Source organism: Centipeda periodontii DSM 2778, assembly GCF_000213975.1.
Lineage (GTDB): Bacteria > Bacillota > Negativicutes > Selenomonadales > Selenomonadaceae > Centipeda > Centipeda periodontii.
This window is the reverse complement of sequence record NZ_GL892076.1, coordinates 1,767,507-1,791,600: the sequence shown is the minus strand read 5'-3', so window position 1 is coordinate 1,791,600 and position 24,094 is coordinate 1,767,507. Positions and strand designations below refer to the sequence as shown.

Annotated in this window: 29 protein-coding genes and 1 pseudogene; all 30 read left to right on the top strand. The window is 53.6% G+C overall.

Going from position 1 to position 24,094, the window contains the following annotated elements; translation table 11 throughout:
- The first annotated feature begins 2 nt into the window (after positions 1-2).
- Positions 3-1,313 (top strand): site-specific DNA-methyltransferase, encoded by a 1,311-nt coding sequence (locus HMPREF9081_RS08045; protein WP_006306650.1) that lies wholly within the window; start codon positions 3-5, stop codon positions 1,311-1,313.
- A 13-nt stretch (positions 1,314-1,326) separates the two neighbouring features.
- Entirely contained in the window at positions 1,327-1,947 is a 621-nt protein-coding gene (locus tag HMPREF9081_RS08040; RefSeq protein WP_006306649.1) for an HNH endonuclease, read from the top strand.
- Entirely contained in the window at positions 1,947-2,486 is a 540-nt protein-coding gene (locus HMPREF9081_RS08035) for an N-acetylmuramoyl-L-alanine amidase family protein (RefSeq protein ID WP_006306648.1), read from the top strand. The genes HMPREF9081_RS08040 and HMPREF9081_RS08035 overlap by 1 nt, the downstream gene beginning before the upstream one ends.
- A gap of 2 nt (positions 2,487-2,488) precedes the next feature.
- Positions 2,489-2,770 (top strand): hypothetical protein, encoded by a 282-nt coding sequence (locus HMPREF9081_RS08030; RefSeq protein WP_040394849.1) that lies wholly within the window; start codon positions 2,489-2,491, stop codon positions 2,768-2,770.
- 118 nt (positions 2,771-2,888) lie between these two features.
- A complete protein-coding gene (locus tag HMPREF9081_RS08025; RefSeq protein WP_006306646.1) occupies positions 2,889-3,719 on the top strand; it encodes a hypothetical protein in 831 nt (276 codons plus the stop codon).
- A complete protein-coding gene (locus HMPREF9081_RS08020; RefSeq protein ID WP_006306645.1) occupies positions 3,703-3,939 on the top strand; it encodes a DUF4314 domain-containing protein in 237 nt (78 codons plus the stop codon). The genes HMPREF9081_RS08025 and HMPREF9081_RS08020 overlap by 17 nt, the downstream gene beginning before the upstream one ends.
- On the top strand, positions 3,936-4,112 hold the full coding sequence (locus tag HMPREF9081_RS08015; protein WP_006306644.1) for a DUF5049 domain-containing protein: 177 nt from the start codon (positions 3,936-3,938) through the stop codon (positions 4,110-4,112). Before HMPREF9081_RS08020 ends, HMPREF9081_RS08015 begins: the two co-directional genes overlap by 4 nt.
- Before the next feature lie 160 nt (positions 4,113-4,272).
- Positions 4,273-4,551 carry an Nmad4 family putative nucleotide modification protein gene (locus HMPREF9081_RS08010; RefSeq protein ID WP_037350273.1) on the top strand — a complete coding sequence of 93 codons (279 nt, stop codon included), beginning with the start codon at positions 4,273-4,275 and terminating at the stop codon, positions 4,549-4,551.
- Positions 4,552-4,646: 95 nt separating this feature from the next.
- Positions 4,647-6,755, top strand: a complete 2,109-nt coding sequence (locus HMPREF9081_RS08005) for a terminase TerL endonuclease subunit (protein ID WP_006306642.1) — start codon at positions 4,647-4,649, stop codon at positions 6,753-6,755.
- A gap of 13 nt (positions 6,756-6,768) precedes the next feature.
- On the top strand, positions 6,769-8,022 hold the full coding sequence (locus HMPREF9081_RS08000) for a phage portal protein (protein ID WP_040394844.1): 1,254 nt from the start codon (positions 6,769-6,771) through the stop codon (positions 8,020-8,022).
- Positions 8,012-8,701: a head maturation protease, ClpP-related gene (locus HMPREF9081_RS07995; RefSeq protein ID WP_006306640.1), complete on the top strand. Its 690-nt coding sequence runs from the start codon at positions 8,012-8,014 to the stop codon at positions 8,699-8,701. Before HMPREF9081_RS08000 ends, HMPREF9081_RS07995 begins: the two co-directional genes overlap by 11 nt.
- 23 nt (positions 8,702-8,724) lie before the next feature.
- Positions 8,725-9,900: a phage major capsid protein gene (locus HMPREF9081_RS07990; protein ID WP_006306639.1), complete on the top strand. Its 1,176-nt coding sequence runs from the start codon at positions 8,725-8,727 to the stop codon at positions 9,898-9,900.
- Between the two features lie 67 nt (positions 9,901-9,967).
- On the top strand, positions 9,968-10,243 hold the full coding sequence (locus HMPREF9081_RS07985; protein WP_006306638.1) for a head-tail connector protein: 276 nt from the start codon (positions 9,968-9,970) through the stop codon (positions 10,241-10,243).
- A 12-nt stretch (positions 10,244-10,255) separates the two neighbouring features.
- Positions 10,256-10,582 (top strand): phage head closure protein, encoded by a 327-nt coding sequence (locus tag HMPREF9081_RS07980; RefSeq protein WP_006306637.1) that lies wholly within the window; start codon positions 10,256-10,258, stop codon positions 10,580-10,582.
- Positions 10,575-10,973, top strand: coding sequence for an HK97 gp10 family phage protein (locus HMPREF9081_RS07975; RefSeq protein WP_006306636.1), 399 nt, complete (start codon positions 10,575-10,577; stop codon positions 10,971-10,973). Before HMPREF9081_RS07980 ends, HMPREF9081_RS07975 begins: the two co-directional genes overlap by 8 nt.
- Positions 10,970-11,332, top strand: coding sequence for a tail completion protein gp17 (gp17, locus tag HMPREF9081_RS07970; RefSeq protein WP_006306635.1), 363 nt, complete (start codon positions 10,970-10,972; stop codon positions 11,330-11,332). Before HMPREF9081_RS07975 ends, gp17 begins: the two co-directional genes overlap by 4 nt.
- A 1-nt stretch (position 11,333) precedes the next feature.
- The gene (locus tag HMPREF9081_RS07965) at positions 11,334-11,933 is read left to right on the top strand and encodes a major tail protein (RefSeq protein ID WP_006306634.1); all 600 of its coding nucleotides are present in this window, start codon (positions 11,334-11,336) and stop codon (positions 11,931-11,933) included.
- A gap of 11 nt (positions 11,934-11,944) precedes the next feature.
- Positions 11,945-12,259 (top strand): phage tail assembly chaperone G, encoded by a 315-nt coding sequence (gene gpG / locus HMPREF9081_RS07960; protein WP_040394841.1) that lies wholly within the window; start codon positions 11,945-11,947, stop codon positions 12,257-12,259.
- Between the two features lie 185 nt (positions 12,260-12,444).
- Positions 12,445-14,984: pseudogene (locus HMPREF9081_RS07955) on the top strand (hypothetical protein).
- Positions 14,944-15,297: a hypothetical protein gene (locus HMPREF9081_RS07950; RefSeq protein WP_006306630.1), complete on the top strand. Its 354-nt coding sequence runs from the start codon at positions 14,944-14,946 to the stop codon at positions 15,295-15,297. The pseudogene HMPREF9081_RS07955 and the gene HMPREF9081_RS07950 overlap by 41 nt, the downstream one beginning before the upstream one ends.
- A gap of 2 nt (positions 15,298-15,299) precedes the next feature.
- Positions 15,300-15,713 (top strand): hypothetical protein, encoded by a 414-nt coding sequence (locus HMPREF9081_RS07945; RefSeq protein ID WP_040394838.1) that lies wholly within the window; start codon positions 15,300-15,302, stop codon positions 15,711-15,713.
- A 10-nt stretch (positions 15,714-15,723) separates the two neighbouring features.
- On the top strand, positions 15,724-16,632 hold the full coding sequence (locus HMPREF9081_RS07940) for a hypothetical protein (protein ID WP_006306628.1): 909 nt from the start codon (positions 15,724-15,726) through the stop codon (positions 16,630-16,632).
- Positions 16,629-18,320 carry a hypothetical protein gene (locus tag HMPREF9081_RS07935; RefSeq protein ID WP_040394835.1) on the top strand — a complete coding sequence of 564 codons (1,692 nt, stop codon included), beginning with the start codon at positions 16,629-16,631 and terminating at the stop codon, positions 18,318-18,320. The genes HMPREF9081_RS07940 and HMPREF9081_RS07935 overlap by 4 nt, the downstream gene beginning before the upstream one ends.
- Complete coding sequence (locus HMPREF9081_RS07930; protein WP_006306626.1) at positions 18,320-18,541, top strand: hypothetical protein; 222 nt, start codon at positions 18,320-18,322, stop codon at positions 18,539-18,541. The genes HMPREF9081_RS07935 and HMPREF9081_RS07930 overlap by 1 nt, the downstream gene beginning before the upstream one ends.
- 4 nt (positions 18,542-18,545) lie before the next feature.
- Positions 18,546-19,619, top strand: a complete 1,074-nt coding sequence (locus HMPREF9081_RS07925; RefSeq protein ID WP_006306625.1) for a hypothetical protein — start codon at positions 18,546-18,548, stop codon at positions 19,617-19,619.
- A gap of 1 nt (position 19,620) precedes the next feature.
- Positions 19,621-20,013 (top strand): phage holin family protein, encoded by a 393-nt coding sequence (locus HMPREF9081_RS07920; RefSeq protein ID WP_006306624.1) that lies wholly within the window; start codon positions 19,621-19,623, stop codon positions 20,011-20,013.
- 108 nt (positions 20,014-20,121) lie between these two features.
- Positions 20,122-20,307, top strand: coding sequence for an SHOCT domain-containing protein (locus HMPREF9081_RS07915; RefSeq protein ID WP_040394833.1), 186 nt, complete (start codon positions 20,122-20,124; stop codon positions 20,305-20,307).
- Between the two features lie 34 nt (positions 20,308-20,341).
- Entirely contained in the window at positions 20,342-21,835 is a 1,494-nt protein-coding gene (locus HMPREF9081_RS07910; protein ID WP_006306622.1) for a recombinase family protein, read from the top strand.
- On the top strand, positions 21,820-23,391 hold the full coding sequence (locus tag HMPREF9081_RS07905; protein WP_006306621.1) for a recombinase family protein: 1,572 nt from the start codon (positions 21,820-21,822) through the stop codon (positions 23,389-23,391). Before HMPREF9081_RS07910 ends, HMPREF9081_RS07905 begins: the two co-directional genes overlap by 16 nt.
- A 150-nt stretch (positions 23,392-23,541) precedes the next feature.
- On the top strand, positions 23,542-24,094 hold a 553-nt coding region (locus HMPREF9081_RS07900; protein ID WP_040394832.1), incomplete at its 3' end, for a helix-turn-helix domain-containing protein.

Below are 24,094 nucleotides of genomic sequence, written 5' to 3'. Positions count from 1 at the left end.
ATTTGAACAAAACAACATCGGAGATGAAGCTCGTTCCGATCAGTAAACTCGTTCCGTATGCCAACAACGCACGGACGCATTCGCCCGAGCAGATCAACAAGCTGCGCGGCAGTCTGCGGGAGTTCGGATTCGTCAGTCCCGTCATAATCGACAAGGACTACGGCATTCTCGCAGGACACGGGCGCGTTATGGCTGCACGGGCAGAGAACATCGAGCAAGTTCCGTGCGTATTCGTGGATTACCTCACAGAAGCGCAGAAGAAAGCCTATATCCTCGCAGACAACCGTTTCGCACTCGATGCGGGCTGGGATGAGGAGATGCTGCGCGTTGAGATGGAAGCCCTGCAAGGCATGGACTTCGACATCTCACTCACAGGCTTCGACGAAGCCGAGATTGCCGATCTGTTTGCCGCAGACGATAACGAGGCGCAGGAAGATGATTTTGACGAAGATGCCGCCCTGCAGGCAGAGCCTTTCGTAAAAACCGGTGATTTGTGGCTTTTGGGCAAGCATCGTCTCCTTTGTGCAGACTCTACAAAACCCGAGGATGTAAAACTTCTCATGGATGGCAAAAAGGCGAATGTGTGCATTACCGACCCGCCGTATGCGTGTAACTACACAGGCGGCACAGGCATGAAAATCATGAACGACAACCTGAAGGGCGAGGAGTTCTATCAGTTCCTGCTCTCAGCATTCAAAAATGCCTATGAGAATCTTGCGGACGGGGCTGCCATTTACATTTTTCACTCGGATGCGGAAAAGGTCAATTTCTACAATGCTGTCGTTGCTGCCGGATTTCACTACTCAACGACCTGTATCTGGGTAAAGCAATCTCTTGTTCTGGGGCGTTTCGATTATCAAATGCGCCATGAGCCTGTCATCTATGCATTCAAGGACACCGTAAAGCATAAATTCTACGGAGACAGAAAGCAGACCACCGTTTGGGAATTTGACCGACCGAGTAAGTCGAAACTGCACCCGACAACAAAACCGCTCCCGCTCGTCGCATACCCCATGAAAAACTCCTCTCTGGTCAACAGCATCGTCTTGGATTTGTTCGGCGGCAGCGGATCGACGCTGATGGCAGCGGAACAAATGGATCGCACGGCATATCTGATGGAACTTGATCCTGTTTATGCCTCGGCGATTGTGCGCCGTTTTGTGGCATATCATGGAAATACAGAGGATGTGCATATCATCCGTGACGGGAAAAAGCTCCCCTGCTCCGAGGCATATATCCCCACAGCAGAGGAGCTTGGCATGAAGGATGCCACGATAAACGACATTCAAAAAGGGCGGAAGAAAGGAGGATGAGGACGTGTGCAATGTGAAATATACGTTTTCCGAGGACGGGAGCATTGCCTATGGGCATCTTCCTGACGGTATCGTTTTTATGGTGGACACGTCATCTTTGGATAAGATCGCCGGAATCAGCTTTTATCGCAATTACCGTGATTTGACGGGAAAAATCCTTTATGTGATGGACAGATACAGAAAACAGCTGCATCGACATCTGGTGGATGTCCCCAAAGGCTACGAGGTAGACCATATCAATCTGGACACCTTGGACAATCGCCTATGCAATCTCAGAATTTGTACGCATCAACAGAATCAGTGCAACCAACCACGGCAGAGGAACAACACCTCTGGGGTGACGGGTGTCAGCTTCTATAAACCTCGCGGGAAATATCGTGCGAGAATCAAGATTTGTCAGCATGATATACACCTTGGCTATTATCAAACATTCGAAGAGGCTGTTCAGGCGCGGAATGTGGGAATGGCTTGTATGTTCGGGGATTACGGAAGATATGACGAGGTGGAAGAAATCCCTCCGTGGATAGAAGAAGATGTCATCAACCGATGTAAACGGTTCGTGGATTTATCAATCTGCGAATCGTTTATTGATTTTGTGAAAGAATGTGGCGTAATGCCGAAGGAGGCAGCATAATGAAAGTTTTTCTAAACGCAGGTCATGCGCCGAACGGAAATCCCGACCCCGGCGCGTGTGGGTACGGACTGCGCGAGTGTGATGTGGCAAAGAACGTCGCTGACCTTGTGGCGGCCTATCTCACTGCCGCAGGTGTGGAGGTAGTCGGCTGTCTGCAATCTGATAGCCTCCATGAAGTTGTCTCCGCTTCCAACCGCAGCGGTGCGGACGTATTCATCTCCATTCACTGCAATGCCTGTAACGGCAGTGCGAACGGAACGGAGGTCTGGCACTTCTACGGAAGCGGCGCAGGGGAGACACTGGCAAACTGCATTCAGAACCAGATTGTGGATGCGCTTGGTACAACGGATCGCGGCGTGAAGGGGGCAAAGCCCGGTGTCAACGGTCTGTACGTTTTGAGCAACACGGATGCGGTCGCAGTGCTTGTGGAGCTTGCGTTTATCGACCATGCGGGCGATGCAGAGCTTCTTGGGACGCAGCAGGATGAATTTGCCCGCGCCATTGCGCGTGGGGTAACGGATTATGAAGGAGAGTGCTGAAGATGAAACTGGAACATATTCAAAACGAACTGAAGAACCATATCGGGGACTTTGTGCAGACGGAGGCAAAAGAGGCGACCGTCCTCTGGCTGCATGAGAAGGGGCTTCCCGCAGCGCGTGAGGTGTCGGCGGCGTATACGGCGGCACTGAAGGAGAGCGCGGAGAAGGAGACGGGATGGTGCAGATTCCGCGACCGCATCTTCCTACCGCTCGTCATCGACGGTGCGATCTGGATGACGGGCAAGATGCTCGAGCGCATGACCACTCCTTATTCTGTGAAATGATGATACTCTGTGGTTTATCTCACTGAAGCTATGGGTGTATACAATACAATCCGCTTGCTAATTCTTCCCATACGAGTGATGAATGTAATGACCAAAGTTCATAAAGGAGGTTTTCAAAATGAAGGTCAATTACGACATCCAGAAGGAAGAGCGCAAGGCGATGGTCGGGATTGTGGGAAAAGTGCTCGAGATGAAGCCCACCTACTGCGGCGCACCGAGCTTTTCCTACAAGGTCGGCGCATTTGAGATCACAAAGGCGGGCATCCTTTGCTTCGACGATGCCGCAGACGAAGCGACTGTTACGCGTGTGCGCACGGCACTACGCGAGGCGGGTTTCACGTCCAAGGACGGCGAGAACGAGGCTTTCTGCGGGGACACAGGGGCGAATGAGCCGAGCCGACCGGAAGCGGCGGTGGAAGAGCCTAGCGAAGTTGATCCGGCAGAGGATAAGCTGACACCAACAGAAACGCCGGCAGAAGTTACTGCGATGGAGGAAGCTGTCGCAGCAACCGATGAGGACTGCCTTTCGATCAGCCTCCCGCGCACCCTTTTCACGGAGACGGCGCTGCAGAATCTGGACGCGCTCCTCCTGAGCAAGGGACGGCTGATTTGCCATGCCTTTGACATCGGGGAAGCGACCTACACGCTGATCGATGACCGCATCACCTTTGCATGGCTGCACGGCACGGTCACCGACGAGACGGCAAAGGCATACGCCGAGTTCATCAGCAAACTCTGCCAGATGGCACGGATGCAAAAGCGCGTCACGGCAAAGGAGAAGATTGTGGACAACGAGAAATACGCATTCCGCTGCTTTCTCCTGCGCCTTGGCATGATCGGAAACGCCTACAAAGAGTCGCGCAAGATTCTCCTGCAGAACCTCACGGGCAGCAGCGCGTTTAAGAGCAGACATCGGAAGGAGGCTGAGGATCATGCGATTTCCGAGTAGGGAGCAGATCGCCGCACTTCGAGAGCGGTACCCGCGCGGGACGAGAGTGGAACTCCTCGGAATGGACGATCCGCAAGCCCCTCCGACAGGAACGATGGGCGAGGTCATGGGCGTTGATGACGCGGGGCAACTTCTTGTCCGATGGGAGACAGGATCGTCACTGAGCCTGATCCCCGGTGTGGACTCTTTCCACATCGTGCAGAAAGGCGACAGATCATGAACGAGAAGGTTGTTTCCCAGATCATGGACATCCGCAACTCCGGGCGGGTGAATATGTTCGACGTCCCCAGAGTTCAGCGGATGGCGTTCGAGATGGGGTTCTACGAACTGGTCTGCTTCATCGAGGAAGACCGTGCGACGTATGTACGATTTATCCTCACGGGTGAAAAATAGCTTACGATTCTAGGGATTTAGCACAGCCTTTCGGGGCTGTGTTTCTCTCGAAAAATAAGTGTAGTTTATTCAAAATACGACTTGCTATATTCTGCGTTTAGAGGCATATATGTACATGACCAAAGGGAACAACCTACACACAGAAAGCGAGGAACACAAAATGAGAAACGCAGAAGCAAGATGGCCGAAGACCACCACGATGGAGCACCTCGATGAGATGCGGTTCGGAACGAGCGGCGCGATCCTTCGCTACGGCGAGCAGATCCTTGTCGTCGGGATGGAATGCTGGGGCTTCCACGCAGCCGTCTACGAGATGGTCGAAACGCCAGAGGAGACAGGCTTCGCGGACATTGAATGCCGCTTGAACCTTGTCGAAGCCGCCACCGAGCTTTTCGAGGACGGCGGTCACGCGATGGCTTGGTGCATGAAGCGCATCTAAGCCACGCCGAACAACAAAACAGCCCTTCGGGGCTGCTTCTCGTTTCTGTGTTTTTGAGTCGCTGACGGCGGCTCTTTTTTGATGGGGGTGATTGCTTGCGGAAACTGACGGACTACAAGCCGACAAAGTTCATGGCAGAGGAATCGCACTATGACAAAGCCGCTGCGGACTATGCTGTGGGCTTTATCGAGTGCCTGTGCCATACGAAGGGGACGTGGGCAGGAAAGCCCTTCGAACTCATCGACTGGCAGGAGCGCATTATCCGAGACATTTTCGGAATTTTGAAGCCGAGCGGGTATCGCCAGTTCAACACGGCGTATGTTGAGATTCCCAAGAAACAGGGAAAACAGTTGGCACTCAATACGAAAATCCCGACACCGAACGGATTCACTACAATGGGTGATATTCGTGTGGGAGATACCGTTTTTGACGAAAACGGACAGCCCTGCCGAGTTGTCGCCAAGAGCGATGTGGATGATACGGAGCAAGCCTATCGATTGACCTTCCGCGACGGATCGTCCATCGTGGCAGGGGAGCGGCATCTCTGGAATGTGGAGTACATCATCGGACAGCCGCGCTCCGTCCTTTGGACAACGGGCGAAATCTATCGCCGAACAATGAAGCACCGACAGCGGTATGCAGATAACGAGAAAGAAGTCCGCCGCTCCATTATCCGAATCCCTGTGGCAAAGAAACTGCAGATCGAGAAAAGAAACCTACCCGTTGCTCGCTCCCGCTTTCATTATTTGGCAGATATGGAACCGCTCTCAGAGAGAGTCCCCATGCAGTGCATTCAAGTAGACAGCGCAAGTCATTGTTATCTGGTAGGAGAATCCTTCGTGCCGACGCACAACAGCGAACTTGCGGCCGCTGTCGCACTGCTCCTTTGCTGTGGAGACGGTGAGGAACGTGCCGAGGTGTATGGATGTGCTGCCGACCGTCAACAGGCGAGCATCGTATTCGAGGTCGCTGCCGACATGGTGCGGATGTGTCCTGCACTCGGTAAGCGAGTAAAGATCCTCGCCTCGCAGAAGCGGATGGTGTATCTGCCAACGAACAGCTTCTATCAGGTGCTCTCGGCAGAGGCATACTCAAAGCACGGCTTCAATATCCACGGCGTGGTATTCGACGAACTTCACACGCAGCCGAACCGCAAACTCTTTGACGTTATGACGAAGGGCTCTGGTGATGCGCGTATGCAGCCGCTTTACTTCCTTATCACCACAGCGGGGACGGATACCCAGTCCATCTGCTATGAGACGCATCAGAAAGCGAAGGACATTCTCGAAGGGCGAAAGATCGACCCGACCTTCTATCCTGTGATCTACGGAGCGAAGGAAGATGAGGATTGGACAGACCCCGAGGTCTGGAAGCGGTCAAATCCGTCGCTTGGCATTACGGTCGGCATCGACAAGGTACAAGCGGCGTGCGATTCGGCACGGCAGAATCCCGCCGAGGAGAACAGCTTCCGACAGCTTCGTCTGAACCAGTGGGTGAAGCAGTCCGTGCGGTGGATGCCGATGGACAAATGGGATGCGTGCGGCCTGCCTGTGGATGCAGCGGCATTGGAAGGGCGTGTCTGCTACGGCGGACTAGACCTTTCCTCCACGATGGACATTACGGCATTTGTTCTGGTGTTTCCACCGACAGAGGAGGATGAGCCGTTTGCCGTGCTTCCGTACTTCTGGATTCCTGAGGAGAATATCGACCTGCGTGTGCGGCGCGACCACGTTCTGTATGACTTGTGGCAGAAGCAGGGCTTTCTTATGACCACCGAGGGGAATGTTGTTCATTACGGATTTATCGAGGCGTTCATTGAGAAACTTGGCGAGAAGTATAACATCCGCGAGATTGCCTTTGACCGATGGGGCGCGGTGCAGATGGTACAGAACCTCGAAGGCATGGGATTCACGGTCGTTCCCTTCGGACAGGGGTTCAAGGATATGAGTCCCCCGACCAAAGAGTTGATGAAGCTGACACTGGAAAAGAAAATAGCGCACGGCGGGCATCCCGTCATGCGCTGGATGGCAGACAACATCTTCATCCGCACCGACCCTGCGGGGAATATCAAGGCAGATAAGGAAAAATCCACCGAGAAGATCGACGGTGTGATCGCACTCATTATGGCGCTCGACCGTGCGATCCGATGTGGAAATGATACGTCGGAATCGGTGTATGAGAGCCGTGGGGTGTTGGTATTTTGAAATGGAGGTTTCCATGAACCTATTCAGCAAACTCTTCCGTTCACGGGACAAGCCTATGAATCATCTTGGCGGCTTGTCCTTTTTGTTTGGACAGACGGCGGCGGGCAAGGCGGTCAACGAGCGAACGGCAATGCAGACGACGGCAGTCTATGCCTGTGTCCGCATCCTCGCAGAATCCATCGCAGGGCTGCCGCTTCACGTCTACGTCTACCAAGGGCAGGGCAAGGAGCGCGTGCCGGAGCATTCTCTGTACTTCCTGCTCCACGATGCGCCGAACCCCGAGATGACGAGTTTTGTCTTTCGTGAGACGCTTATGGCGCATCTCCTCCTGTGGGGGAATGCCTACGCACAAATTTTGCGGGATGGCAGAGGGCGTGTCCTTGGACTCTATCCGCTCCTCCCGGACAAAATGGAGGTGAGTCGCGATAGCCGCACGGGTGAGCTTTACTACACCTACACGAGAACCACGGAGGAGAATCCAAATTTTTCGGACAAGGGGCAGATTCGTCTGCGATGTGAGGATGTGCTACATATTCCGGGGCTTGGATTTGACGGACTTGTGGGATATTCACCTATCGCTATGGCAAAGAATGCCATCGGCATTGCGCTTGCCACAGAGGAATATGGTGCCGCCTTCTTCAAGAATGGGGCGCGTCCGGGCGGTGTTCTGGAACATCCGGGTGTTCTCAAAGACCCGTCAAAGCTCCGTGAGAGTTGGCACGCCGTCTACGGCGGTACGATGAACACGGGCAGGATTGCCGTCCTTGAGGAAGGCGTGAAGTATCAGCAGATTGCCATACCGCCCGAGGAGGCGCAGTTCCTAGAGACGAGAAAGTTCCAGATCGACGAGATCGCACGGCTCTATCGTGTGCCGCCGCATATGGTAGGAGACTTGGAGAAATCCTCGTTTTCAAACATCGAGCAGCAGTCGCTTGAGTTCGTGAAGTACACACTGAATCCGTGGGTAGTCCGTTGGGAGCAGTCGCTGCAGAAAGCACTGCTGACGGACAAGGAGCGGAAGGACTACTTCATCCGCTTCAACGTGGACGGGCTTCTGCGCGGAGATTACAAGAGCCGCATGGAGGGCTATGCCATCGGGCGACAGAACGGATGGCTGTCGGCGAACGACATCCGCAGCCTTGAGGACATGAATCCGATTGAATCCGCAGAGGGCGGTGATTTGTACCTTATCAATGGGAATATGACGACGCTAAAGGATGCGGGGCTGTTTGCCGGAAGGCAGAAGGGAGTAAGTGATGAAACGTAAATTTTGGAACTGGGTACGGAACGAAGGAGAGAAGCGTGTCTTGCTTCTTGACGGTGAAATCTCAGACGAGACGTGGTGGGGCGATGAGGTCACACCTCAGATGTTTCGAGAGGAATTGAATGCCGTCGAGGGAGATATTGACCTCTGGATCAACTCGCCGGGCGGGGACTGTTATGCAGCGGCACAGATTTACAATATGCTGATGGAGTATAAGGGGAACGTCGCCGTCAAGATTGACGGGATTGCAGCCTCTGCTGCATCTGTTGTCGCGATGGCAGGATCGACGGTTGAGATGTCGCCCGTGGCCACCATTATGATTCACAATCCGATGACCGTCTCCATCGGAGACACGCACGAGATGGAGCGGACAATTACGTTCCTCTCTGAAATCAAGGAGAGCATCATCAACGCATACGAGATCAAGACGAGATTGTCCCGTGCGAAGATTTCACGGCTGATGGATGCCGAGACGTGGATGAATGCAAAGAAGGCGGTGGAGCTTGGATTTGCGGATTCCGTTCTCTATGAGAACAGGGAACATCTCACAAGTGCTGCGGCAGACGGGCTGATCTTCTCCCGTGCCGCCGTCACGAACTCTCTGCTCTCGAAATTCGGGCAGGGAACACAAAATGTCGATGCAGAGCCTCTGAAAAGACGGCTCTTTTCTATTTCACATTAAGGAATTAACGGAGGGACAAGAACATGGATAAGATCATGGCAATGCGCGAGAAGCGTGCAGAAATGTGGGAACAGGCGAAGCAGTTTCTGGATTCTCACGAAAAGGACGGGCATCTTACAGCCGAGGATGCTAAGGCATACGAGCAGATGGAGAATGAGGTGCTCGCACTCGGCAAGGATATCGAGCGCATGGAGCGTCAGGCGATTCTCGACGCGCAGCTTGCAAAGCCCGTGACGGCGGCAATCACCAACACTCCGGGTGCATCTCTCAATGCAGAAAAGACGGGGCGTGCAAGCGAGGCATACCGCTCTGCGATGCTCAAAGCTCTCCGTACGAACTTTCGGCAGGTGGAGAACGTCCTGCAGGAAGGCGTGGATGCCAACGGCGGCTATCTCGTTCCTGCGGAATACGATAAGCGTCTCATCGACGTTCTGAATGAGGAGAACGTCCTGCGTCCGCTTGCGACGGTCATCACAACGAGCGGGGAGCACAAGATCAACATCGCCGCCACGAAACCTGCGGCATCGTGGATTGAGGAGGGCACAGCTCTGACTTTTGGCGAGGCGACGTTTGACCAAATCGTTCTTGATGCGCACAAGCTCCACGTCGCGGTCAAGGTGACGGAGGAACTGCTCTATGACAACGCCTTCAACCTTGAGAACTATCTCATCGAGCAGTTCGGCAAGGCACTGGGCAACGCAGAGGAGGATGCGTTCCTGAATGGCGACGGGACGCACAAGCCGAAGGGACTCCTTGCCTCCGCAAAGACATCCGTCACCACGGCGGCGGCAGACATCAAGGCGGACGAACTCGTGACGCTCGTCTACAGTCTCAAGCGTCCCTACCGCAAGAATGCATCGTTCATCGTCAACGATCAGACGCTTGCAAGCATCCGAAAGCTCAAGGACGCGAATGGGGCGTATTTCTGGCAGCCGTCGTATCAGATGGGCGAACCCGACCGTCTGCTCGGCTACCCCGTCTATTCCTCGGCGTATATGCCTGCTGTCGAGGCGGGTAAGACCGTCATCGCATTCGGTGACTACTCCTACTACAATATCGGCGACCGTGGGACACGTTCCCTGCAGGAACTGAAGGAGCTGTTTGCGGGTAACGGCATGGTCGGCTATGTTATGAAAGAGCGTGTGGACGGCAAACTCGTTCTTGAGGAAGCGGTGCAGACGCTCAAGATGAAGGGCTGATAAATCGTCCACTTATCCATTTTATCAGCGATTTCATTGGTTTTGCGGCAAGAGGGGAGGTGGTTCTATGCTTGTGCCGCTTGCAGCAGTCAAGCAGTATCTTAGGATTGACGGGGATGAGGAGGATGACCTTCTCACGCACTTTGCGGAAACGGCAGAACAGATTTGCACGGCACTTCTGCGCGTGAAGAAGCTGTCCAAGGTTGAAGATCAGGCGATTGTACGGGTCGCAATACTCTACGCCGTATCCTATCTCTATGAACATCGGGAGGAAGCGGATCACAGAGGGCTTGCGCTGACACTGCGCTCGCTTCTCTTCGGTGTGCGGAAGGAGGTCTTTTAGGTGAGGGTGTCCATGAGCGAACTGCGTCATCGGATTTCCATCCTGCGTCCCGTAACGGAGACGGATGATGAGGGGAATATTCTCGTGCAAACAACACAAGAAGTCGGTAAAGCGTGGGCGCTTGTTCTTCCGTTTGCGGCAAAAATCTCGGACGGGTATGCGGAGAAGGTGCAGGAGGTGGATTACCGCATCGTCATCCGTTATCGTGCGGATGTGCGCGTGACGGATCGTATCCGTTGGGGCGACAAAACGCTCACACCCATTGCGCCGCCGTATCCACTCAGCGGGAAAAAACAATGGCTCGTTCTGGAATGCAGGGAGTTGGTGGAAGATGGCTAGATACCGAGGTTTCGTCTCTGCCGAGAAGATATTGTCCGAGCTTGGCGCAGAGGCGACGGCTGCGGCAAAGGAAGCCCTCGCGCACGGCGCAGACGATGTGGTCGCGGAGGCAAAGAACCGCTGTCCAGTCTATATGGGAACAGATAAGCGCGTGGTCAAAGGTGCGCTGCGGGATTCCATCCACAAACGTCTGCGCCGGAAGGACGGCTCTGTTTGGAGGATTGCAGCGGATGCAGAGTCTCAGGATGGTGTTCCCTATGGCGTACTCGTCGAGTTCAGCCCACGCATCAACCGTCCGTTTCTCTATCCCGCGCTCGATGCCAAGAAGGACGGGATCCGTTCTGCCATCGTCGATGCCGTAAGGTCTGCCATTCGGAGGAGAGGGAAATGAGTACGGCACGGATGGTGTATCAGGCACTTGTGCGCTCCAAGGCACTCTCGCAGCTTCTCGCTCACGGAAAGAAGGGCATCTACCACGGGCGCAGTCCCAATGCGGGGACATACCCCATTCTCGTCTACTCTGTCATTTCCGACGTTCCTGCGCTCTCGGCAGACGGCACGGAGTTGGAACGCCGTGTGACGGTGCGTATCCATATTCTGACGAAGGATGGGAGATTCGGAGAGATTCATCGTGCCGTGCAGAATGCGCTTCTGCCGCTCGGTTTTGTGCGGGCGCAGACGCAGGAGATTGTTGAGAAAGATATATTTGTTGAAATCACAGATTACAGAACAGCAATGGAGGGAGAATAAAATGCCAAGTCCAACACCAACAGGAAAGCCTGCCGCGAATCTGACAAGCGGGCAGTTCATCAACATCCAGAAACTTCATATCGCGAAGATGCTCACCGATGTAGCAGGAGGGGCGGCGACCTACGAAGCTCCGATTCCGCTCGGAAAACTGCTCCGCAAGGTGGACATCAAGCCGCAGACGAATCAGGCGGAGCTTTTTGCCGACGGTCAGTCCGTGGATACGGCATCGAATACTGCATCCTATGACCTTACCTTCGATACCGCCGCGCTTCCTTTGGAATACACGGCCTATCTTTTGGGGCACAGTATCGAGAATGGCGTAATGAAGGCGGGCAAGGACGATGTCGCGCCATACTTCGCCGTCCTCTTTCAGTCGGATAAGCGCAACGGGAAGAAGCGTTTCACCAAATTCTACAAAGTCCAATTCACGGAACCCTCTGAGAGCGGCAACTCGAAGCAGGAGAGCATTCAGTTCGACACGCCGACGCTCACGGCAAAGGCGATCTACCGCCTCTCGGACGGGCTGTCCTACGCCAAGGCTGACGAGGAGGCAGCGGGCTTTGCCGCAGAGACAGGCTCGAAGTGGTACGAGCAGGTCTGAGGGAGGACATGATGGATACACCGAAACTGCATATTGCGGGCAGGGAGATTACGCCGAACCCTCCGAAGATGAAGGTCTGGCGTGAGTTTCTTGCCTTTTTTGATGCCGACAAGGAAGGTCTGAGCCTTGAAGATTTTCTGGACGAGCACGTCCGACTGATTGTCCTTGGATTCGGACGGGAGGAAGTGACGAGGGAATCCGTGGAGGAGAATGTGGATGTTGCGGACATAGTGCCTCTCACACGCGCACTCTTCCGATGGATTCAGTCGCTGACCTTTTCCAAACTGGTGAACCTCCCAAACGGAGAGACGGGGAAAGAGGCGTAGTTCTTTCTCCGTACCAGAATCTACTGCGCTACTACGAGCGGCTGCAGTCCGCTTACGGGTGGACGATGCACGAGGTTGATTCCCATGAGGTCGCTTTTTTGCTCGATCAGCTTGTGGTAACGGCACTGTGCGAACAGCAGCAATGTGAACGCTATATTGACGACGTGATGTAGGGAGGGGATAGGGTGGCAAAGCGCGGACAAAAGATTGATGAACTCTATCTCGACATCGGTCTCAACATCGCACAGCTGCAGCTGGACTTTGACACAGCGGGGAAAACCGTATCGGATTCCATTGCGCGACTCAACAGCAAGGCAAACAACATCCATCTGAAACTCGATGCCGACCTTGCCAAACTTGACGGTGTGGGGACGGAACTGGATAAGATCAAGGTGCGCCATCAGGCGATCAACCGAGAACTGGATATACAGCGGCAAAAAGAACAGATTCTTGCGGCGGTTTTGCAGTCTGCCAAGAAGAATGACGGCGTGGATAGTGCGTCCTATCGGCGTGCTGAAAGTAACCTGTTACGTCAGCAACGGACGGTCGCACAGACCGAAGCCGAGGTGCGGAAACTGAATAACCGCCTCAAGGAAAGTGCCGTTCTCTCCGGCACGGTCGGCGGACGTATCTCCGCAGGGATGACGGCGGCACAGGCGGGTGTCAAGAATCTAACGAGCGGATTCAACATACTCTCCGCGAAGATGGCTGCCGTTATGGCCGTCGCGGCAACCGGCGCAGGGCTGTTCAACATCACCAAGGACGCGATGCTTGCGGGTGAGAACGTCTACAAGCTGACGCAGCGGTTTCACGTCTCTGCGGGGGAAGCCGCTGAACTGGGGCGTATGTTTCAGCTTGCGGATACGGACATCAAGAGCATTATTCCGCTGATTGCACGTCTCGACAAGCAGGTAATAGCGGTAACGATACCACACGCGCACTCTCGCGCTTTGGTATTGCGCTCAAAGACCAGCAAGGGAATCTCCTGCCGCTGAACGAGCAGCTGGCACAGCTTGCCAAGGGATACAAGACCGCAAGCGAAGCAGGCATGGAGGAGGCGTATACCGCAGAAGTCCTCGGAGCACGCGGGGCTGCGCTTATCCCGATTCTCGAACAATATGAAGACCTTATGACCATTTCCTCGCGCGTCAAGACCACGGGACTGCTCGACCCCGCACAGGCGCATGAGACGTATCTCAAATGGCGTGCGATGGAGATGGAAGCGGGGCAGCTGAAACTTGCCCTCGGTGCGGCTCTCCTTCCTGTCGCCGAGGAGCTGATGCCCGAGATCAACGATGGATTCCAGACATTCATCGAGACGATTCGGGATAATAAGGACGAGATCAAGGACGCCGTCCTCGGATGGGGCGAGGCACTCAAGACCGTCGCGGAGCTTGCAGGCTTTGTCGGCGAGCAGATTCACAAGGTCAATGAACACGCAGAAGCGAATTCGTGGCTCATGAAGAATCATCCTGTGGCATCTCCGTTGATTGCGATCCCGTTTCTCGGCGGCAGCGTTCTCGATGCTCTCTACGGGGACGAATACAAGCAATACCAAGAACAGCAGAAACTTGCCAAAGAGAAAGCGGCGGCAGAGGAGAAGGCGCGTGCCGAAGTGGAGAAGAATGCCAAGGCACAGGAGCAGAATGCAAAAGCGGCACAAATCCGTGCGGCTGCGGAAAAGGATGCCGCAAAGACAGTCAGCGAATCTGCAAAAGCGACCGCACAACTGACCGACAATCTGTATGCGCTCACGCATACGGATATTCAGAATAGCTTGCACGCTTTGGATCGTGAAGCCTTCGAGTTCTTCCGGAAGGGCGCGGATCCGCATCTGATCGACGAATACCATCTGGCAAAGGAAGCGAAGATTTACGCCGACTTTCAGCGGGACGTTGTGGACAAGGCGAATGCGCTCTATAAGACCGACCTGCAGAACAAGCTGGACTCCATCGCCCGCGAAGCCGATGCCTTTCGGCAGAGGGGCTTGGACGAACTCCAAACACAGGTGTGGCTCAGTGAGAGCAAGGCGCGAGTGATGGAGCAGTGGGAGCGGGATGTCGCTTCCAATATTGACTCGATCTGGAAAACCGAGCTTGAGAATCGTCTTGCTGAGATTGAACGGGAAAAAGATGCGTGGGTACAGAAGGGACTGGACGAGGTCGAAGCGACACGCTGGGCGGAGAAGCAGAAACTCGATGCCAAACGCAACGCCGCTCTGGAAGTCCTCCGCTCCCAGAAAGAGGAACTGAAGGTATTCAAGCAGTCTGGGCAGGTCGGGCTGATGGAGTATCTTCGCAAGAAGAATAAGTTCACGGCAGAGGATCTGGGGCTGACACCGGAACTCTTGCAGCAGTTCCAGTCTGGGCGCAAATGGGCGATGGAGAATCTCCTGCCGAATTTCGCTCCCGAGAAGCGTGAGGACAGTTCCCGCATTCGTGTGAATGGGCAGGAGTTCTCGTATGCACAGATGATGGCAGGGCTTGGACAACAGGCGCAGAGCATCCAAACTGCGGGGCAGAATGTGCCGTCCTCTCATAATCAAGCACAAGGTTCTCCCTCCATGACGGACAATCGCCAGATTCACATACAGGTGCAAATCGAGAACGCTGTCACGGAGGACAACGAGGGAATGCGGATGCTTGCCGACCACGTTGCCGACCGTATCCGTCCCGCCGTCGAGAATGCCCTTGGAGGTGATTCCAATTCATATTCACATTGGTGAGGTACGGACATTATCCGTTGAAAACTGGCAGATCGCTCCCGACGATCGCCAGCAGCTTTTGGAGATTGTTGGCGGTGCTGTGGTGCAGGATTTCGGTCATATCCCGGAGGGCGACCGTGTTTCCTGTTCGGTCACGGTTACTGACACCGACTGGGAGAAAATCAAGGCATATTGGGACAGCCGCGTGATGGTGTCCGTGACCGACGAGGGCGGGAATATCCTGCCCTCCATGCGCGTTGTGGTGAAGTCCTACGAGTATATGGCGCATTTCCCGAAGGTATATAAACTGTCTTTAGAATTTTGGAGGGTATGACAATGGCAGAACTGCTGCATATCTATATGAATAATCCAACCGAGGGCAGCAAGGATGGGACGGAGGTCAGCTCCGGCACGGAACTCGCGCCCATCTCCGTCCTCCTCGATGCGGGCAAGGGCGAGCAGAAAGCCGTCAAATGTGCCGTGCGTTGCGAGAGCGGCTTCCATATCGACGGAGTCTTGACGATCAAGTTTGTCGGTGATCATGCGGATAAGTGGAAAATTGCTCTGCATAACGGATACACTGCCGAAACGGTATTGGAGTCCGCCGAGTGGAAAGACAGTATCTCATTATCCAATGTTGCTGATAAGAATACGATTTTCTGGGTCAAGGCACTCAGTAGTGCAGATGAGCCGCCGCAACAGGATACGAGTGTGGACATTCAGGCAGAGGGACTCCTAGTCTCGAATTGAGGAGGTTTGTATGGCGTTCAAATACATCAATCCCGGCTATGCGGAGCTGCTTTCGGTTCGTGGCGGCACGACGGTAACAGGGGAGCAGTACAGTAAAACGGGCGTATCATTCTGGCAGCCGACCTATTACAAGGGACTCAATCTTTCCGAGGTTCCATCGGAGCTTTACGGTAAATTCGATATGTACATCAAGAACTCCGAAAATGCAGACCGTGCAAGGTTCTCCATCGCTATCGGGGACTACAAAATCATGGAAGCAGAAACATTCTGGAGCAAGTGGAAGATTCGCGGGAACAACAACAATAATACGCTTGCCGCAGGTGAGGAAGTTCGTGTAAAAGTAATCAGCACGGTGTGGTTTCACATCAAGCCGGGACAAAACAATGACGGTCTTTTTCATGCCGTGATTGATGAACGCGAGGTTTGCAATAAAAGTGATGCGTATGTCGGTTATCTCACAAACTCGGATGCGAAGACAATATCGATCCTCAGCGGAACGGATGAAATTCTCATCTCGAATCTCATCCTCTCGGACGAGGCGATTAGTCCGAGAGAGCAGGTCGTTATGCTGCCCGTCCAAGCGACGCAGACGAACATGACCGACTGCGGCGATGGAAGTTATGAGGCAACGGCGGCGAATCAGGAGCTTCTGCAAACGGTCGATGTTGCCGCACTGTCCGCGCAGTATGGTGCGGACTCGCGTGTGACGGGGATTTCCCTCATCGGGAATCCTGCCTATCGCACGGCAGAAGGACTGTGTGCTCTGACGGCTCTTGAAAAGAGCGGAGGGAATGTTACGGAATACGGAAGGCACATTGTAGAGCAGAATCCGAATTCCACCGTTATGGACACGCGCACTGTCTCCATGAGGATTGCAGAACTCACGGGACGGCAGTTCGGATGGAGAGCGGGGACATGAGCATCAAGCTGAAACCCGTCGTCTGCATCGCGTGGCTGCCGATGGGGCGGATTCACCTAAAACCAATTATATACGCCACGGTGATTCCCGTATTTCGTCAGCCCGTGCAGGTGAGCGGAGATACGTCGCGCCGTCTCAATACATCCATCGCCATGCGTGCAGATACCCTGCGCGATATTCGGATCGTCAAGAAAATCCGAGTGACAGGGGATGCGCTTCGGCGTATCGGTCATTGCAAAGCAGCGTTGGTAGATACGAAACGGACTCTTGTCAAACAGTCGCGTATTCTTGCAGATACGAGGATAGAGATTCCTCATATGCTTATCTATGCAGAGTTCAGGGAGCGGGGGATTCGCTCGTTCTCGGTAACTCTTGGAGAACTCTCTCTTTCCGACACGATCCAACTCGAAACGGTGCAGCCGCTTTCCATCGACGACAGCGCTCAGGGGCGCGTATTGGATTATGCTTTCCGCTTTCTCGTGGAGGAAACAAGTCAGCGCGGCATCGTGCAGTCCGTCAAGGGAACGTACAGTAAGGACACGCTCCTTTACACGCCCATCCATATCTACGTGGAGCGGGCAAAGGTATCACGCTATACTGCCGAGATTGCGGCGGCACTTGGTTTGAAATTACACCGTCTGACCGATGATTTCACACCGTCGCAGAACTTCGAGGGGAGTGGAATGACGTATCATGACTTCATCTCCGCGCTCTTCGGCTGGACAGCGAAACTGCCGCAGCGTCAGATCAATGTGTTTATTCGTGGAGATACGCTCCACATCATTCAGCGCGGTATGGAGGAATCCGTTGTCGACATTACGGACTGGTCGCACGCACAGCCGACCATTGAGCGGAAACTCCTGCGTTCCGTCTGGCACAGTGCGAACAACAATCATGAAAGTGGAGCGCACAACGAGGAGGATACTGCGCCTATCCCTTTCACCGGCACGATTTCCTTCAAAGAGATCAGCCGCACCTACTCCAACGGCTTTCTCGTTCGTGAGACAAACGAAAATGGCTACAGCACTTATTCCTATGATGGGGAGTATCTCGCAGAAAAGCGGACGCACAACGTGGACGGCTCGACCAGCCGCACGGATTATGCCTACGCCTCCACGGGGCGCGATGTGTATCTCTTTAAGGAATGGGAGCGTACCACCGAGGCGGTGGGTGACGGAAAAAAGCACACGGAATATGACTGGGAGGATTGGAGTCGTGAGAAGGGGACAGAGCGCATCACCTACCACGCACCGCTTGGCTACGGATGGTATGCGACTACGGTATATGTGGACGGCGTATTGGAGGGCAGCAGCTTGTCGCAGGGAAAGCCCGGCGGCAAGGCGAGTCAGTTCACCGTCGAGCAGTCGAATCTCAGCCTTGGTGCAAGTTACGCGAGCGATGATGAGCTTCCGTACTCCTCGCTCATCGACACTGAGTTTCCAGTTGTGGGTGCAGATTATCTGCGAATGCTGACGAGAGAAATCGAATGGCTCAATCGCAAGACACAGGAGACGGTCACCGTGGAGATTCGCGCACGGATTCGTAGCGGCATTCCCGACATTGACCACATCGTCGATTTCACCGAGCGCATCCGCTTCGAGGGACACGAATACTTCTTGCAGGCCAATATGGTGGAACTCACGCCGCGCCTTCTGCGGCAGACAATCAAGATGGTGAGGTGGTTTTGATGCACGGCGTTATGGGGCTCGCAGCGGCGATACGGGCAGGGATAAAGAACTCGAAGGTGGTTGAGTCACAGGCTCAGCGCGGAAGGATTCAGAATGGACGTGTCCATATCGGCGAGCGGTCGTATCCTTTTCGTGCGGCAGTGGACTGTAACACGGCAGAGGGCAGTTTTGTGTGGGTACAGATTTCAAAGGGCGGCACTGCCGTCATTGTGGGAGCGTGAAACGATGCACAGGGCTAGAGTGAAAGCTGTGAGCGGAAATCGGGTTCTTGCGAATGGTACGTGGCTTACCTGCATTGGAAACCATGCTGTTTATCCGGGCGAATGGATCTGGACGGACGGTCGTTGCGTCTACGGGCATGAATCCGAGGGCGGCGGCAGCTACGTTCCGACGAATGTCCTTTCCGGCATACCGCTCCTCCAGATAAAGTGGAAGGATCAAAAAAACCAGATGCTCCATTCATACTATGCAAAAGGAAAGATTCATCCGCTCGGCTTTTCCAAAGAGGATATATGGATGGTCAACAGCAGCCGCCACTTCGCGTATGTCTCAGGCTATGGAATGCTCGATGCCGAAATGGATGAGCGGGGAAATCTCTATACCCTCGAAGCTGTGAATGCTCTCGTGTTCCCGCTCATCGGGGCAGATCAGCGTGACAGTATTCTCTCTGTCAAACGCAACGGAGAGATCATCGCCTCATATGATCTTGTGCAGATGTTTGGTGCTCCCGCCGTATCCGGTCCCACTGACCTCTATAGCTGTCAAACAGAAGGCGGGCGGGTGGATAAAGCTGGGAACTTCAAAGTGATGATATGGCACTCTGTATCAGAGCATGGGGGAGACGGAAGTCATGTCAGCACCGACCGTTATGTGTTCTTCGACGGTCAGAACATGGAATCTTGGATGGAGAAAACCAAAACAACGTCAAGAGACTCTGTTACAGGGGAATCCTATACTTCGGAAAGCAAATGGAGCGCACCGGATTATAGTGTCCGCTATCCGCTCCATGACGGTATGTATATGCGCTTTCCCGCAAATCTGGATTACCTTATCTCCGGGAAAAAATATATTTCAAAGATTTACAGTGCAAAGGATGAGCTGCTTATGGAACTGGAAACGAATCCGACTGCCCGTACAAGTCTCTGCCCTCTGGGACAGGGGAAATATCTGGTCAGCACGGGATCGCCCTTATATTTATGGAAGGACGGTCAGCTTACAGAGCTTATGCGCGGATGCTACAACTACCGTCTGCGCAGGATGAATCATCTCGGAAAATGGAAAAAGGCAGGAGGTTTTTGATATGGATCAGATTTTAACCATACGTCTGTATGCGGCGGGCATCGGAATCGTCGTCGGGGAGTTCCTCGGCAGCTTTGACGATCTGCTCTATGCCCTCGTTGTGTTTGTGGCGACGGACTACATCACAGGTGTTCTCCGTGCGATTGTAGAGAAGAAGCTGTCGAGTGCCATCGGCTTCAAGGGAATCTGCAAGAAGGTCTGTATCTTCACCCTTGTTGGTGTGGCGAATGTCCTCGATACCCACATTATCGGTAGCGGCTGCGTCCTGCGCTCCGCCGTGATCTTCTTCTACATCTCGAATGAAGGAATCTCGATCATCGAGAACGCAGCACGGATGGGGCTTCCCGTCCCGCAGAAACTGCAGGACATGATGCACAGCCTCAGAGATAAATAACTGCTTTAACCTCAACGCCCGGCGGCTTACCGTCGGGTTATTTTTATGCCCGAAAAGGTGACCACAAGAGCCGTTTTTGTCCGCTGTTTCATGAAGGGAGATGTTGAAATGAGCAAGGAAGAAGGACTTCGGGAAATGACGTATCAGATGGTGATGCGAACTTCATGGAAAATGCTGCAGAGCGGGCTTTTGTCAGAGGACGAATATCTTGCGTTTGAAGCAAAAATGCGCGAGAAATATCGTCCCGTCATCGGACTTCTATTTTCAGATATTGACTTGCTATCGTGCGGATAGTACGGGAATATGGGACTGGAAAGGAGGAATCACCATGAAGATACGAAGAGTCCAACCAAGCCCTATATTGCAGAAAAAGCTGCGTGTGGCTGCCTACGCCCGCGTCTCTGTGGATACGCTTCACCACTCCCTTGCGGCGCAGGTCAGTTACTACAGCAATCGCATCCAGAATAATCCCGCATGGGAATACGCAGGCGTGTATGCGGACGAGGGAATCACAGGCACAAGCACCACGCATCGGACGGAGTTCAAGCGGCTGATCGCCGACTGCAATGCCGGGAAGATCGACTTGGTGCTTGTCAAAAGCATCAGCCGTTTTGCCAGAGATACCGTGGATTGCCTTCATACCGTCCGTTGCTTGAAAGAGAAGGGGATTGCCGTCCGCTTCGAACGCGAGAACATTGATTCCACATCCGAGGACGGAGAACTCCTCTTGACGCTGCTCGCATCCTTCGCCCAAGAGGAGAGTCGGAGCATCGGTGACAACATTCGGTGGGGTGTGCGGCGACGATTCGCCGAGGGGATTCCGAACGGACACAAAGCGCCTTACGGCTACACATGGGACGGAGAGATGTTCCGTATTATCCCTGCCGAGAGTGAGATCGTAAAGGAAATCTTCCGGAGATACCTTACCGGGGAATCCGCATACGCTATCGCCAAGACACTTGCGGGACGTGGAATCACAGGACGGCAGGGGAGACCCATCGAGCAGACCACGGTAAAGGATATCCTCTCTAACATCTCCTACACGGGGACGATGGCGCTGCAGAAGAACTACATCAGTGAGGGGCATATCCGCAAGCGGAATAAAGGAGAACTTCCCATGTATCTGGTGGAGGGGATGTTCGAGCAACTCGTGTCAAAGGTAGATTTCGACAAGGCACAGGAGATACGGAAACGGAGAGCCGCGCAGTCTAGCAATCGGAATCCTGTGCTGATGCCGTTTTCCGGAGTGGTGAAATGTGGATGTTGCGGAGGCGGCTTCAGCAGAAGAACCGCCGGGAAGTACAGACGATGGGGCTGCAACACAAGAGAGCGGAAAGGCAGAGAATCCTGTGACAGTCGTCCGATCAAGGAGGAGGAGCTTGTGGCTGCGGTCAGAGCCGTCATGGAGAAGAACAATTTCGATGCCACAGAACTCAGACGCAAAGTCTCAAAAATTGTGATTCACGCTGATTGCGTAGAGTTTCACCTAACCAATGGTCGCATAAAAAAGACTGCCCGAATCTACAGCGGGCAGCGTGGCAGCAATCCCTTCACGAACAAAGTGTACTGTGCTTCATGCGGCAGCAAATGTGAGCGCGATACTTGGACGAAGGGAACTAAGGTGTGGTCTTGCAGTCAGCCGCGTACGAAATGCCGACTGAAGCGGCTGCCCGAATCCGAACTAAAGGAAGCGGCAGAATCCTTTTTCGGCGATGGCTACGAGGGCAAGATCGTACAGAACGTAAAGCGGATTGTCATATCCGACGATGAGGTCATATTTCAACTCAAAGAAGGAGGCGCATACCGATGGCAAAGACAGTGAGAGTCATTCCTGCAAGCCCTAAAATCTTTCGGTCGGAGGTTACGGCAGAACCAAGACGGCGCAGGACGGCAGGGTACGCCAGAGTTTCGACCGACCATGAAGAACAGGCTTCCAGTTATGAAATGCAGATGGCGCATTACAAGAACTACATCGAAAGCCGCGCTGACTGGGATTTCGTCGGCATGTATTCGGACGAAGGGATCAGTGGAACCAACACAAAGAAGCGTGACGGCTTCAACCAAATGATCGAGGATGCCCTTGCCGGCAAGATCGACCTCATCATTACAAAGTCGGTCAGCCGCTTTGCGAGAAACACTGTGGATTCTCTGCAGAACGTCCGCAAACTCAAGGAAAACGGTGTAGAGATCTATTTTGAGAAAGAGAACATTTGGACGTTCGACACGCGCGGAGAACTCCTTATAACGATTATGTCCAGCCTAGCTCAGGAGGAAAGCCGCAGCATCTCGGAGAACACCACATGGGGCAAGCGGAAGCAGTTCGCCGAGGGCAAAACCAGTGTGGGCTACAGTGCCTTTCTCGGCTATGACAAGGACTTCGAAATCAACGAAGAACAGGCGAAAATCGTAAGGCTCATCTACAAACTCTTCCTTGGCGGGCGATCCTTCTATGCCATCACTAAGGAACTGGAGACGCGTTGCATCAAATCCCCGTCGGGAAAGGACAAGTGGTACATTTCCACGGTGCGCTCCATCCTCACGAATGAGAAGTATCGCGGTGATGCGCTGATCCAGAAAGAGTATACGGCAGACTTCCTCGATAAGACGCGACGGAAGAACACGGGCGAGATTCCACAGTACTATGTGGAAGAGCACCACGAGGCGATTATCCCGCCAGACTTATTCGACTTTGTGCAATTGGAGATAAAACGCAGAGAGCAGAACGGCAAGCACAGTGGTGTGAGTATCTTCGCGAACAAAATCAAATGCGGCTGCTGCGGCGGTTACTACGGTGCGAAGGTATGGCACTCCACGGACAAGTACCGCAGGGTGATCTACCGCTGCAACAAGAAATATGCCCACAAGGGCAAGCCGTGCAGTACGAGGCACTTGACGGAGGAGGAAATCAAACAGATTTTCGTGAAAGCACTGAACTCCTTGATGGAAGTCAAAGAGAACGTGATTGCAGAACTTCGCGCTCTGATTGATAGCGTTTGCCAAACAGGGGAGCTTGTCGAGGAACACGGTAGAGTAGAGCAAGAACTCACTCTTTTGACAGAACGGCTTGAAAAACTGATTCGCGAGAATGCACGCGTGGCACAGGATCAGACGACGTATCTGAAACAGGAGAATGAGATTCGCGCTCTCTATCTGGAAAAGCAGGGAGCTTTGGAGAAGCTAGACAAGCAAATTGCCGAGAGGGAGAGTAAGAGAAATATCCTAGAGGGCATGATTCAAGTGGTATGTGGTATCAACGGGGAGCAGGTTGCATTCGATGAGGAGCTATGGGGCGGGCTGCTTGATCACATCGTGGTCAAAGAGGATGGCGCGGTAGTTGTTGTTTTCAAGGGTGGGATTGAGACTGCAATTGAGGGATGAAGATATAAATTCAAGAGATCACCTTTCACGCAAAAGATTCCATCGGTTCGTTGTAAAATGAAGTTGAACAGCTAAACAAAAACAAAATCCATAGTGACATCCCGTGCTATAATGGTTCCGCTACAAAACATCAGCAAAGGAGCAATCACTATGGATTACGCCTATTCTACCACAACGGAGGCCATTCGTAAATCGGGAAAGCACCTTACCCTTGATGAAAGAGGGCAAATACAGGCACTCCACCGTGAGGGATTCTCGCTTCGCGCCATAGCCGCACGGATTGGATGCTCGCATACAACGATCCACTATGAGATTACACGTGGGACGCCTGAACGCCGATCTGCTCGCGGGCGGTCTCCACAATATACGGCAAGGCGTGGGCAACGGGCTTACCTCGAACATCGAAAGAACTCCAAACGACCGTATAAGGTTGACAGCGCAGGCTGTGCGCCATTCCTGCGTTGGATGACCGAAAGAATCCGTAAGAACAAGTGGTCGATCGACATGTGCGTCGGGGATGCTAGGGCGAACAAACGGTTCGACGAGGATGGTATCCCTTGCACCAAGACGCTTGACAATATGCTGTGGGCGGGTAGGATTCCGCTGACGCTGTTCGATGTCCCGCAAGCGCTCGGACGAAAGTGCAAGCGCAAGCGAAACCGCAAGAACAAGCGCCTGAAAGGGCGTAGTATAGAGGAGCGTT